The following is a 13,049-nucleotide window of genomic DNA, read 5'->3' as shown; positions in this document are numbered from 1 at the left end:
CATGCGTTGGGTCGCCAAATTCTTGGTCACCGTTGCGATTATTGTGGTCTCCAATGTGGGCACCTCGGTCGCGGCGCTCGCAGATGACCCGCCCATTGGTATCGGTTACGAGGATCAGGGCATTGCTGTCGGCGCTGACAAATGGACCGTCGATCCATCAACAGGCAAGGTGGTCCCACGGGAGCCCGGTGCCCCCAACACAGACCCCAACCAGTACAAGTACGAACTTCAATGTCATTTAGGCGGGGGCGACTTTGACACGCCTTGTTTGGCGCGACAGTTGGAGTGCAAGAATGGCCCCGACGGGAAAGACGGAATTCCTGTTGTTTGGCTAAAAGCGCCCAAGGGCATCCCTAACCCGGTGTGGACCTTCCATTCCGGACCGACCTGCCTCTTCGACCCCAAGCCTGAGGACCTGCTTCCTCGCATCGCAGCCTTAATCCAGAGCGAGTTTCAGAAACTCCCCGTTGCCGCAGGAACTGTGACCGCTCAGCCGAGTCCGCACACTCTGCGTGGAGCCGAAACAAATTTCTATGCTGACTCTGCCGAGCAGCAGTTCGACATCACGATCCTCGCCCAGAAAGTGCATGTCGTTGCGACACCGGTTCAATACACATGGAACTACGGAGACGGAACCACGCTGGGGCCGCAGCCCTCGGCGGGCGGCCCTCTTCCGCAGGGCCGGTGGGGTGAGAAAACGCGCACCAGCCACGTCTACACCCAGACCGGCGATTTCCAGGTGGTGCTCACAACCCATTTCCAGGGGACCTACTCCGTCAACAACGGCCCACCGCTGCCCATCCCGGGACAGGGGCAGTTCAATTCGCTGCCTCAAACGATCAGCGTCTGGCGTTCCGTCACCCGAAACTACGCCGACGACTGCATCAGGAATCCGCAGGGCCAAGGCTGTCCGGGCGTCGCGCCGCAGGCTCCGTAAGAGCGTCGCGGGCTCCGCACGGTTCCGTAGGGAGTCGCACTTCCGGCGCGACCATCGGCGCGACCGGCAGCTACGCCTGCAGCTCCCGGTCCACCCGCTCCATCTGCGCCCGAACCAACTGATAGCGCGGATCGCTAGGCCCTACCAGGCTGGCCATTGCCGAAGCTGCTTCGGTATCTGTTGCACCCATGTCGCTCGCGCACCACCGCATCATGAGTTGGGCATTCCCGCTTGCGCGGACTGACGCGCCCACCGCCTCGTTGAGCTCGTCCCGCATCAGTTCAACAGACAGGTTGACCGAACGGTTCAGCAGCTTTGCAGGGTAAACGGCCAGGGCGTCCAGCACCCGGCCCTCGCGCAAGTGGCCGGCAACGACAGACGCGTCCGTAACGACGCGGATGGCCGAAGAGAAACGATAGGGGTTGGGTTCCACCACGTTGCCCAGGACGCCGCGGATTCGATGCATCTCTGTCCTGATGGCTGTTGCGGCACCGTCCTCGCCGTGAAGCCGATACGCCAGTTCGTCGGCGCTCCACCCCTGGGTCCGGGATGCCAGCAGTGCCAGGATTTCCGCGCGGCGAAGAGTCAGCGGAAGCCGGGCACCGCCGTCGACCTCGGCGCTGGGAGTGTCACCCAGCAACTTCAGCATCAGCGTTGAGCGCACCGCGCTCGCCGGCTGCCGCAGGAGGTGGCCGGCGGCCGGGGCGCCGGCCGTCTTCAGCAGCTCCTCCGCCAGCCGAACACCGCAGCGCACCATGCGGAGGCTGTCCGGCGTCACCGATTCAAAGGGCCCGGACACATCGAGCACTCCCACGACTTCGCCCGTGAACGGATCGCGAATCGGCGCTGCCGTGCAGGCCCAGTCGTGATGGGTGCGCACCAGGTGTTCGGCGCTGAATAACTGCGCCGGTGCGCCGGTCACCAAGGCCTCGCCGATGGCGTTGGTCCCGACACCGGATTCGGACCAGTCGGCTCCCTCAACGAACTCCAGGGAATCGGCCAGCCGCAGCGCCTGCCGGCTGCCAACCCGCCACAGCACCTCGCCCTGCTGATCCGTGACGATCAGCAGATGGCGGCCCGCGGCGGACTCGTCGGCCAGCAGCTGCGACAAGGCCGGCATCACGTAGGCCAGTCGGTGCCCGGCGCTGAGCGAGCGCGCCTCGGACACGTCGTGCCGGTGAACGGGGCGGTGTTGATCCGGGTCGATCCCCAGTGCCAGCGATCGCTGCCAGGACTTGATGATGCCCGGCGAAAGGAACGGATCAGGATTGCCCGAAATCGTGGCTTCATGGGCCTTCCGCAGCGTACGTGCGTACTCCGCCGGCGCGGTAAACCTCAGGTCAGGAAGATAGGTGGCCGCGCCGGTGCCCGTCCGCATCCGCAATCTCCCAACTCGTCATCGAATCGATCCGGCCAAAAACCGGAGGCCACTCTCCAGCAGTTCCCACGGCAGACAGCTCGAAGGAACGGGGGAGAGGGCCATGTCACTCGATTGTAACCCTCGGCGTCTTTTACTTGTGATGCGGGTCACGGGGCGGTCATGGCGAGGCGGACCGGGAGTGGCTCACTGAAAGCAACGGAAAGAGGAATCATGCCTGAGACACCAAACCGCATTGTGGAGGCCTGGCTGGCGCAGTTCGATGAGGCGCTGCGCAGCACCAACACCGATGCCGCACTGCAACTGTTCGAGGACGATTCGTACTGGCGCGACTTCGTATCCTTCACCTGGAACCTCAAAACACTGGAGGGCAAAGCGGAAATCCAGCGCATGCTGGACACCACGCTCGGCGACGTCCAGCCCGGCAACTGGAAACTGGCCGAGGATGCCACCGGGGACGCCGCGAACACCGAGGCGTGGGTGAATTTCGAAACCGCCCAGGCGCGGGGCTATGCCCACCTGCGGCTACGCAGCGGCAAATGCTGGACCCTGCTCACCACCATGCAGGAGCTCAAAGGATTCGAGGAAAAGAAGGGCCCCAACCGGGAGAAGGGCGTGGCGCACCAGATCAGCAAGGGCCGCAAGTCCTGGCTGGAACTCAAGGAGGAGGAAGCGGCAAAGCTCGGCTATGAGGACCAGCCGTACACCGTGATCATCGGCGGCGGACAGGGCGGGATCGGACTTGGTGCGCGGCTCCGCAGGCTCGGCGTGCCCACCATCATCGTGGAGAAGAACGAGAAGCCCGGCGATTCGTGGCGGAACCGCTACAAGTCCCTCCACCTGCACGACCCCGTCTGGTACGACCACCTGCCGTACATGAAGTTCCCGGACGACTGGCCGGTCTTTGCCGCCAAGGACAAGATCGGCGACTGGCTGGAGCACTACACCCGGATCATGGAGCTCAACTACTGGTCCAGGACCGAATGCACCAACGCCCGCTTTGATGAAGCGTCCCAGGAATGGATCGTTGAGGTAGTGCGCGACGGCGAACCGGTCACCTTGCGGCCCAAACAGCTTGTCTTCGCCTTGGGCGTCTCGGGTTACCCGAACGTTCCAGCGTTCGACGGCGCCGAGTCCTTCCTGGGGCAGCAGTACCACTCGTCCAAGCACCCGGGCGGTGGAGACTGGACGGGCAAGAAGGCCGTGGTGATCGGCTCCAACAACTCCGCGCACGATATCTGCGCCGATCTCTGGGAACACGGCGCGGACGTCACCATGGTGCAGCGGTCCTCCACGCACATTGCCCGGAGCGAGTCGCTGATGGATCTCGCACTCGGTGACCTGTACTCGGAGAAGGCGCTCGCCAACGGCGTCACCACGGAGAAGGCCGACCTCCTGTTCGCGTCCCTGCCGTATCGGATCCTGCCGGAAGCCCAGATCCCGGTTTACCAGGAGATGGCCAAGCGCGACGCCGGGTTCTACTCCCAGCTTGAGGCCGCCGGCTTCGACCTGGACTTCGGAGTCGACGGTTCCGGCCTGTTCCTCAAATACCTGCGGCGCGGCTCCGGCTATTACATCGACGTCGGTGCCTCCCAGCTGATCATCGACGGACGGGTCAAGCTCGCGAACGGCCAGGTCAGCAAGATCACCGGCAATGCCGTAGTCATGGACAGCGGGGCGGAGCTTGAAGCCGACGTCATCATCTATGCCACCGGCTACGGTTCCATGAACGGGTGGCTGGCCGACCTGGTCTCGCCCGAGGTGGCGGACGCCGTCGGCAAGTGCTGGGGGTACGGTTCGGACACGCCCAAGGACCCGGGCCCGTGGGAGGGCGAACTGCGCAACATGTGGAAGCCCACCAATGTTGGGAGTCTCTGGATTCATGGCGGCAACCTGCACCAGAGCCGCCACTACTCCAACTACCTGGCGCTTCAGCTGAAGGCCCGGATGGAGGGGCTGCCGACGCCGGTCTACGAACTCCAGCCCACCCACCACGCGCGCTGACCCCGACGGGCCGTGACAATCACCAACACGGGAACCACACTGGGGGTGACGGCCCCTGCTGTGAAAATCCAACGACATGCCGTGGGTGCGCCTGGCCGGGTGCATCCACGGCCCGTAATGCGAAGGAAGACATCATGAAAGCAGCACGATTCCACGCCCGCGAGGATCTCCGGATCGAAGACATTCCGGAGCCGGGGCTGCGCCCCGGAGCCGTGAAGATCGCCGTCGCCTGGTGCGGGATCTGCGGTACAGACCTCCATGAATTCCTGGAGGGGCCCATCTTCACCCCACCGCCCGGGCACCCCCACGGGCTGTCACACGAGGCCGCCCCGGTCACCCTGGGTCATGAGTTCTCCGGCACTGTGGAGGAACTGGGCGAGGGCGTTACCGGGCTCGCCATCGGAGACAGTGTGGTGGTGGAACCCTACTTCGTCTGTGACGAATGCGGTCCGTGCCGGGAGGGCAACTACAACCTGTGCACCAAGTTGGGCTTCATCGGACTGGCCGGCGGCGGCGGGGGACTCAGCGAAAAGATCGTGGTCGACTCACGCTGGGTCCATCCCGTTGGCAGCATCCCGCTGGACGAAGCCGCGCTCATCGAACCCCTCGCGGTGGCCTATCACGCCGTCGCCCGGAGCGGCCTCAAAGCCGGGGACGTCGCCGTCGTCGGCGGTGCAGGTCCCATCGGACTACTCACGGCGGCAGTCCTGAAAGGGATCGGCGTCACCACCGTGGTGACCGAACTGTCCGCTGCGCGCAAGGAGAAGGCGACGTCGTCCGGCGTCGCGGATCATGTGATCGACCCGAGCAGTGACGACGTCAAGGCGCGCGTACTCGAGCTGACCGGCGGAGCCGGTGCGGACGCAGCCTTTGAGTGCGCGGGGGTGAACGCGGTGCTGGACACCATGCTCGACGTCGTGAAGCCTGCCGGTGTGGTGGTCAACGTGTCCATCTGGGGCCGTCCGGCCACGGTGGACATGCAGAAGATCGTCCTCAAGGAAATCGACCTGCGCGGCACCATTGCCTACCGGGGCGACCACACGGCTGCCATCAAGCTGGTCCAGGAAGGGAAAGTGGATCTCAAACCTTTCATCACCGGACGAATTGCCCTCGAGGACCTGGTGGACAAGGGCTTCGATACGCTCATCAACCACAACGACACGGCGGTGAAGATCATCGTGCACCCTTAGTGATCCCCGTCTCTTGCGGAATAGTTGCACGCGCGCCCCAGTTGAGCCCAGTGGACCCCATCCGCTTCGAAAGGAACCGCGCATGTTGTTTTCCCCCATGACTCTCGGCGAGCTCGAACTGCCCAACCGCCTGGTAATGGCGCCGCTCACCCGCCTCCGCTCCGGCGAGGAGGGCGTGCCCGGTGCGCTCGTTGTTGAGCACTACCGCCAGCGCGCTTCGCTTGGCCTGATCGTCAGCGAGGGCACCTACCCCAGCCCCGCCGGCCGGTCCTACCCCGGGCAGCCCGGCATTGTCACCGCCGAACAGATTGCCGGCTGGAAGAAGGTCACGGACGCTGTCCATGCCGAAGGCGGCCGGATTTTCGCGCAGATCATGCACGGCGGCCGGGTCTCCCACGAGGACATCAACGGCGGCCACCAGGTCGTCGCACCGAGCGCCATCGCCCTCGAGGCTGAAACCCGTACGTACAAGGGCAAGCAGGCGCACCCCGTGCCGCACGAGCTCACCGCCGATGAGGTGCCCGTGGTGATCCAGGAAATCGTGACGGCATCACGGAACGCCATCGAGGCAGGGTTCGACGGCGTTGAGCTGCACTCGGCCAACGGCTACCTGCTGCACGAATTCCTTGCGCCGGACACCAACGTGCGGACGGACGGCTATGGTGGGTCTCCCGAGAACCGGGCACGGTTCGTCATCGAAACCGTCAACGCCGTGGTCGAAGCGCTCGGCGGAAACCGGGTGGGGATCCGGATCTCACCGGCACACGGCGTCCAGGGGATCGCGGAGAACGACCCCGCCGATGTCCGCGCAACCTACGAAGTCCTGGTGGACACGATCGCGCCGCTGAACCTTGCCTACCTGAGCATTCTGCACAACGAGCCATCCGGCGCTCTGGTCCAGGACCTGAAGGCCCGCTTCAGGGGCACGTTCCTGGTCAACACCGGCTTCGGTGTCGTAACCTCCCGCGATGAAGCCATCTCCCTGGTTGCCGACGGCCATGCCGACGCAGTGGTCGTGGGCCGGCCTGCCATCGCCAACCCGGACCTCGTCCGCCGCTGGCGCGAGGGCCTGCCGGTCAACGAGCCGGACCAGGCCACGTTCTATGGCGACAGCGCAGCAGGATACACCGACTACCCCTTCTACGAGGAGTCCCGCAACTAGCGTCTTAGCTCGCAGCTGCACATAGCAACGCGGGGTCGCATCGAGTCCTTTGGCCTGAGGTTATCGGACAGGATGTGACCCCGCGTTCTCGTTCCCACCGGCGTCCATGCGAGCTGCTTCGTGCCAGCCCTATAGGATCTGAACATGCAGCGTCCGTCCCAGATCAACAGTCCCGGCACCCGCAAAGGCAGGCCTGTGAGCCGCCAAGTGCTGGCCGACCACGTCTACGAGGAGCTGCTGGAATCACTGATGGATGGCCGGCTCGAGCCGGGCGCCACTGTCAGCATTGACGGAACCGCACGGGATCTCGACGTTTCGCCTACGCCGGTCCGCGAAGCGCTGGCCCGGCTGGAGCACACCGGCATGGTCCGCCGCGTGGCCCTTAAGGGCTACCGCGTGGCGCCGGTTTTCACCCGCGAGGACTTTGCCGAGCTTATGGAGGCCCGGCTCGCCATTGAACCGGTGAACGCCCGCCTCGCCTGTGCACGGCTGACCCCGGAACGGCTCGCCCAGCTGGAACAGGCCGTGACCGACCTGAAGACTGCGCCGCGGGGCCCGTCATTCGCTGAATACCGTGACTACCTCGAAGCCGACGAACGCTTCCACCGGCTAATCGCCGAACAAACCGGAAACCAGTTCATGGTGGCCGCCTACGCTGCACTGGGAGGCCAAGTGCAGCGGTTCCGACTGTTCGGCGGCGTCGGCATCACGGATGCTGAAAACGCCATCGCCGAGCACCAGGCTGTCCTGGACGCGCTGTCCACGGGGGAACCCGAAAAGGCCGCCTCCGCCATGGCCGAGCACGTCCGGAAGGTCCGCGGTCGCGCCATCGCCGACGCCCCGGAAGGCTAGGCCCGCCCATACCCAACTAAGTAGCAGCAGGTGTCGTTTTGGAGCCTCAAAACGACACCTGCTGCTACCTAGTTGGGCTGGCACCACCCGAAGTGTGACCTTGACAACTCTCTTTCGATAGTAAATCCTATAGGAAACAGGATTCGCACAAAGGAGTGAACATCATGGCTTACACAGCTGAGAACTGGCCCATTACCGCGGCCCTGCTGCAGTTCCCGGGCACCGACGCCCAGGGAACCCCGATCAACGACGCCGACGCTTCGGCCTGGGCTGAGGTCCTCACCGAGGTCAAGGACGCCGGTTTCGCCCACGCGGACCTGACGGACAGCTGGGTTCGCCCGGGGGACCTTAGCAAGGAGCGCCTCGCCGAGTTCAAGCAGACGGCGGCCACCGTCGGTATCGGCATCCCGGTGATCTCCGCGATCCGCCGCAGCGTCATCGAGGAAGGCAACTGGGAAGCCAACCTGGCCTACAGCCACCGCACCATCGACGCCGCCGCCGAGCTGGGCTGCGAGGTTGTCTCCTTCGGGCTCCACCAGGCCATCACGCCCGAGCAGCAGAAGCAGCTGTGGTTCTGGACGGTTGAGGGCCACAAGGACCCGGCGGGGAACAAGGAAGCCTGGGGCAACGCCGTCACCCGCCTCCGCGAACTCGGCCGGCACGCTGCCGAGGTGGGCGTCCTGCTCTCGCTCGAAATGTACGAGGACACCTACTTGGGCACCGCGGATTCGTCCGTACAGCTGGTCCAGGACATCGGCCTCTCGAACGTCGGTCTCAACCCGGACCTCGGCAACCTGATCCGGCTCCACCGGCCCATCGAGGACTGGCGTGAGATGGTCGCGAAGACCCTGCCGTACTCGAACTACTGGCACATGAAGAACTACATCCGGGACGAGGACGCAGCCCGCGACATGTACGTCGCCATGCCGGCACCGATGGAAAGCGGCCTCATCAACTACCGCGAAGCCTTCAAACTTGCGCTTTCCGTCGGGTTCCAGGGCATTCTCTGCACCGAGCACTACGGCGGAGACGGCCTGAGCGTGACCGCCAGCAACCAGGACTACCTGCGCCGCCACGTCCTCCCGAAGACCGACGGCTACTCGCTCGGCCAGAGCCAGGTGGCCCAGGGGCGGCAGCAGCCGTCCGCCGTCGAACTAGCCGGCGTCTGACTGAAGCCGGCCTCCTAACCCAGCACCGCTTTCCCAACACGGATTCAATGAGGAACCATGACCCAGATCTTCGACAACCCCGCTGACTTCGCGGATGAGGCACTGGACGGCTTTGTGGCGGCCAACCGGGGGTACGTTGCCCGGGTGGACGGCGGCGTCGTCCGCTCCACCGAGGTGCCTGCCGGCCAGGTGGCCCTGGTGGTGGGCGGCGGCTCCGGCCACTACCCGGCCTTCGCCGGCCTGGTGGGACCGGGCCTCGCCACCGGATCAGCCTGCGGCAACATGTTCGCGTCCCCGGCAGCCGGCCAGGTCTACCGGGTGGCCAAGGCCGCCAATGCCGGCGGCGGCGTGCTGCTGAGCTACGGCAACTACGCCGGCGACGTGCTCCACTTCGGCCAGGCCCAGCTGCGGCTCAATGCGGAAGGCATCGAAACCCGCACCGTCGTCGTCACGGACGACATCGCCAGTGCGCCGCTGGACCAGATCGGGAAGCGCCGCGGCATCGCCGGGGACCTGACGGTCTTCAAGATCGCCGGCGCCGCAGCCGAAGCCGGACTGGACCTCGACGCCGTCGAACGGCTTGCCATCCGGACCAACTACCGTACCCGCTCCCTCGGCGTGGCGTTCGACGGCTGCACCCTCCCGGGGGCAGAGGCACCGCTGTTCCACGTACCCGCCGGCCAGATGTCGCTGGGCCTGGGCATCCACGGCGAACCGGGGATCTCCGAACACCCCATGCCCACGGCCTCCGAACTCGCCGAACTGCTCGTCTCCCGGCTCCTCGCGGACAAGCCCGACGACGCCGGGAACCGCGTGGTGGCCATCGTCAACGGCCTGGGCACGGTCAAATACGACGAGCTGTTCCTGCTGTTCGGCAAGATCGAAAAGCTCCTGACCGCGGCCGGCCTGACTGTGGTGGAACCGGAATGTGGCGAGCTGGTCACCAGCTTGGACATGTCCGGGCTCTCCTTGACCCTGCTGTGGCTGGACGACGAACTGGAGCAGTTCTGGGCAGCCCCGGCCGACACCCCGGCCTTTCGTAAGGGCAACCTAGCCCCGCGGGCACGTCGCGAACCGGCCGGACCGGAGGACGCGGTGGCCGCCGCATCGGAGGAAACGACGGCGGCAGCAGCGGACCTGGGCCGGCTGGCAGCCGCCGTGCTCGCCCAGGTGCAGGGCGTCGTCGTCGAACATGAAGAGGAACTGGGCAACCTGGACGCCATCGCGGGCGACGGCGACCACGGCATCGGCATGCGCCGCGGCGTGGACGCGGCAGCCGCCGCAGCACAGCAAACCTCTGCGGCGGGGGCATCGGCAGAACGCGTGCTCACCGCCGCCGGGGAGGCCTGGAGCGAACGCGCCGGCGGAACCTCGGGGGCCTTGTGGGGATCCGCGGTGATCGCCGCCGGACTCGCGCTCGGTAACAGGGAGTCGTACCGCGGCGAGGATGCTGCGGCCGCCGTCACGGCTTTCGTGGACGCCATCACCGCCCTCGGCAAGGCCGAACCAGGGGACAAGACCATGGTGGACGCGCTGCTTCCCTTCAAAGACACCTTCCTGGCCGCGTTCGACGGCGGCACTCCGATCGCCGGCGCCGTCGCCGCCGCAGCGGCCGCCGCACAGGAGGCGGCGGACGCCACCGCTTCGCTCCGGCCGCTTAAGGGCAGGGCACGGCCCCTGGCGGAAAAGAGCCTGGGCCATCCCGATCCCGGCGCTGTGTCCTTCGGGCTGATCGCTGCCCGGATCTCGAACTACTTCGATTCCGAACTGAATGATTCACAACCGTCTGATTCCCAACTGGCCGCTGCGGCCGGAAATGGAGCACACCCATGAGCACCAGTACTGCGGCCGGATGGCGCATCGTCATCGGCAACGATGAAGCCGGCGTCGAATACAAGGAAGCGCTGAAGGCGCTCCTCGAAGCGGACAGCCGCGTGGCGTCCGTTCTGGACGTGGGCGTCGGGGCGAACGACTCGACCGCATACCCGCACGTCGCCGTCGACGCCGCCCGCAAGGTGGCCGACGGCGAAGCGGACCGGGCGCTGTTGATCTGCGGTACCGGGCTGGGGGTGGCCATCGCAGCCAACAAGGTACCCGGGATCCGCGCAGTCACCGCCCACGACGGCTACTCCGTGGAACGCTCCGTGCTGAGCAACAACGCACAGGTCCTCACCATGGGCCAGCGCGTCATCGGCCTGGAACTGGCCAAGAAGCTGGTGGGCGAATGGCTCGACTACCGTTTCGATGAGACCTCATCCTCCGCCGCCAAGGTGGACGCCATCTGCTCCTACGAGCCCGACTACACGAAGGCAATCTGATCATGACCGAAACAGCAAGCACCACCACCACAGCCGCCACCGCGGCAAACAGCGCCCGGAAGATCGCCGTCGTCGGCTCCGGCTACATGGGCGGCGGGATCGCCCAGGTCCTGGCCCTCGGCGGGGCCCGCGTGGCACTCGCCGACGTGTCCGCCGAGGTGGCACAAAGCAACTACGACAGGCTCCTGGCGGAGTCGGACCAGTTCGTGGCGGACGGCCTGTTCCCCGCCGGTTCCACCGAGATCCTGAAGCAGAACCTCTGGGCCGCCAAGGACATCGAGGAAGCGGTCGCTGACGCCGACTTCATCGAGGAAGCCGTTCCCGAGGTCATCGCCATCAAGCACCAGACCCTGGCCCGCATCAGCGCAGCAGCCCGGCCGGACGCCATTATCGGCTCCAACACCTCCACGATCTCCATCGCCGAACTGTCCGAGCCGGTCACCAACCCGGAGCGCTTCCTGGGCGTGCACTTCTCCAACCCCTCGCCGTTCATCCCCGGCGTCGAGATCATCCCGCACGCCGGCACCTCGGCCGGCACCGTCGGCGCGGTCCGCGACCTGGTGCACGCCGCCGGCAAGCAGACCGCCGTCGTCAAGGACGTCACCGGCTTCGTGCTCAACCGGCTGCAGTACGCGCTGTTCCACGAAGCCGCGCAGCTGGTGGAGCAGGGCATCGCGACCGCGGACGACGTGGACACCCTGGTCCGCACCACGTTCGGCTTCCGGCTGCCGTTCTTCGGACCGTTCGCCATCGCGGACATGGCCGGGCTGGACGTTTACAACTTCTGCTACAAGTCCCTCCAGACCGACTTCCCGGAGCGGTTCGCCACCCCGAAGATCCTCAGCGACCTGGTGGACGCCGGGAAGCTGGGCACCAAGACCGGAGCAGGCTTCCTCAACGTCCCGGCCGAGCGCACTCCGGAACTGATCGCCTACCGCAACAAGGCCTACGTGGCCATGCAGAAGCTGATCGACGACCTCGGCCCGGCCCCCATCAACTGATCTCCCCTTACTCTTCACCTTTCCAGGAGCAACCATGAGCACTTTCCCCGCAGAACGCACGGCAATCGTCACCGGCGCCGTCTCCGAGCGCGGCATCGGCCGGGCCACCGTCAACTACCTCGCCGCGCAGGGCTGGAACATCGGCATTATCGACCTCGACGACGCCCTGTGCAAGGCCACCGCCAAGGAACTCGCCGCCCAGTACGGCGTGCAGGCCCACGGTGTCGGCGCCAACGTCGGCGACGAAGCATCCGTCCGCGCAGCCATCGATTCCATCGAAGCGGAACTGCCGCAGGTCGTGGCCCTCGCCAACGTAGCCGGTGTCAGCTCGCCGGTTCCATACCTGGAACTGGACGCCGCCGAATGGGACCGCGTCCTGAACATCAACCTCAACGGCGTCCACTACGCCACCCGCCGGGTGGCCGAATCCATGGTGAAGCACCGGATCGGGCGCATCGTCAACATCTCCTCGGTGTCCGCCCAGCGCGGCGGCGGCACCTTCTCCAAGACGCCCTACTCTGTGGCCAAGGCCGGCGTGATTGGGCTGACCCGTTCCACCGCCCGCGAACTGGGGGAGTACGACATCACCGTCAACGCCATCTCCCCGGGCCCCATCGACACCGACATCATGGGCGGCACCCTCAGCCAGGAACGCAAGGACGAACTCACCAAGGACCTCGTGGTCAACCGCGTCGGATCCACGCGCGACATCGCAGCAGCCATCGCCTTCCTCATCAGCGAGGACGCCGGGTACATCTCTGGTCAGACGCTGAATGTGGACGGCGGACTCTACATGCACTAGGAACGGACAGCCATGGCACAGCACAGCAAACCCGCCGCACGGACTTCGGCGTCACGGACCGCAGCACAGCCGGCAGCGGCACTACCGGCAGCCACCGGGCTCAGGTCCTGGAGCCGTGAACGCCGGATCTACCTCGCCGTCGGCATCCTTGCCTGCATCGCCGGCGTCCTCATCATCGCGTTCTCCCGCTAGGACCCGAGGGGCCCACCTTCGTTCGCAACTGATTTACTCAAAGA

12 protein-coding genes are annotated in these 13,049 nt (G+C 65.8%); 11 read left to right on the top strand and 1 reads right to left on the bottom strand.

Going from position 1 to position 13,049, the window contains the following annotated elements; genetic code table 11:
* Position 1 precedes the first annotated feature (1 nt).
* Positions 2-937 (top strand): PKD domain-containing protein, encoded by a 936-nt coding sequence (locus CXQ91_RS08910; protein WP_258073901.1) that lies wholly within the window; start codon positions 2-4, stop codon positions 935-937.
* 70 nt (positions 938-1,007) lie between these two features.
* Here the strand turns inward: CXQ91_RS08910 and CXQ91_RS08905 are convergent, their stop codons facing one another.
* Positions 1,008-2,315 carry a GAF domain-containing protein gene (locus CXQ91_RS08905; RefSeq protein WP_104173559.1) on the bottom strand — a complete coding sequence of 436 codons (1,308 nt, stop codon included), beginning with the start codon at positions 2,313-2,315 and terminating at the stop codon, positions 1,008-1,010.
* Positions 2,316-2,528: 213 nt separating this feature from the next.
* Between CXQ91_RS08905 and CXQ91_RS08900 the strand changes: the two genes are divergently transcribed.
* The 10 genes from CXQ91_RS08900 to CXQ91_RS08855 all read left to right on the top strand — a co-directional run bounded on the left by CXQ91_RS08900 (position 2,529) and on the right by CXQ91_RS08855 (position 13,005).
* Positions 2,529-4,319: an NAD(P)/FAD-dependent oxidoreductase gene (locus CXQ91_RS08900; protein ID WP_104173558.1), complete on the top strand. Its 1,791-nt coding sequence runs from the start codon at positions 2,529-2,531 to the stop codon at positions 4,317-4,319.
* Between the two features lie 134 nt (positions 4,320-4,453).
* Positions 4,454-5,509, top strand: a complete 1,056-nt coding sequence (locus tag CXQ91_RS08895) for a 2,3-butanediol dehydrogenase (protein ID WP_104173557.1) — start codon at positions 4,454-4,456, stop codon at positions 5,507-5,509.
* An 82-nt stretch (positions 5,510-5,591) separates the two neighbouring features.
* Positions 5,592-6,671 carry an alkene reductase gene (locus CXQ91_RS08890; protein ID WP_104173556.1) on the top strand — a complete coding sequence of 360 codons (1,080 nt, stop codon included), beginning with the start codon at positions 5,592-5,594 and terminating at the stop codon, positions 6,669-6,671.
* A gap of 144 nt (positions 6,672-6,815) precedes the next feature.
* Positions 6,816-7,523 carry a GntR family transcriptional regulator gene (locus CXQ91_RS08885; protein WP_104173555.1) on the top strand — a complete coding sequence of 236 codons (708 nt, stop codon included), beginning with the start codon at positions 6,816-6,818 and terminating at the stop codon, positions 7,521-7,523.
* Between the two features lie 164 nt (positions 7,524-7,687).
* Complete coding sequence (locus CXQ91_RS08880) at positions 7,688-8,692, top strand: sugar phosphate isomerase/epimerase (RefSeq protein ID WP_104173679.1); 1,005 nt, start codon at positions 7,688-7,690, stop codon at positions 8,690-8,692.
* Positions 8,693-8,749: 57 nt separating this feature from the next.
* Positions 8,750-10,525, top strand: coding sequence for a dihydroxyacetone kinase subunit DhaL (dhaL, locus tag CXQ91_RS08875; RefSeq protein WP_104173554.1), 1,776 nt, complete (start codon positions 8,750-8,752; stop codon positions 10,523-10,525).
* Entirely contained in the window at positions 10,522-11,010 is a 489-nt protein-coding gene (locus CXQ91_RS08870) for a ribose-5-phosphate isomerase (protein ID WP_104173553.1), read from the top strand. Before dhaL ends, CXQ91_RS08870 begins: the two co-directional genes overlap by 4 nt.
* Positions 11,011-11,012: 2 nt before the next feature.
* Positions 11,013-12,011: a 3-hydroxyacyl-CoA dehydrogenase family protein gene (locus CXQ91_RS08865; RefSeq protein ID WP_104173552.1), complete on the top strand. Its 999-nt coding sequence runs from the start codon at positions 11,013-11,015 to the stop codon at positions 12,009-12,011.
* A gap of 34 nt (positions 12,012-12,045) precedes the next feature.
* Positions 12,046-12,813 (top strand): SDR family NAD(P)-dependent oxidoreductase, encoded by a 768-nt coding sequence (locus CXQ91_RS08860; RefSeq protein WP_104173551.1) that lies wholly within the window; start codon positions 12,046-12,048, stop codon positions 12,811-12,813.
* A gap of 12 nt (positions 12,814-12,825) precedes the next feature.
* Positions 12,826-13,005: a hypothetical protein gene (locus tag CXQ91_RS08855; RefSeq protein WP_104173550.1), complete on the top strand. Its 180-nt coding sequence runs from the start codon at positions 12,826-12,828 to the stop codon at positions 13,003-13,005.
* Positions 13,006-13,049: the final 44 nt, after the last annotated feature.

Source organism: Arthrobacter sp. Y81, from assembly GCF_002929335.1.
Taxonomy (GTDB): domain Bacteria; phylum Actinomycetota; class Actinomycetes; order Actinomycetales; family Micrococcaceae; genus Arthrobacter.
Note: the sequence above shows the minus strand (reverse complement) of the source record. Positions and strands in the feature narration are given on the sequence as shown.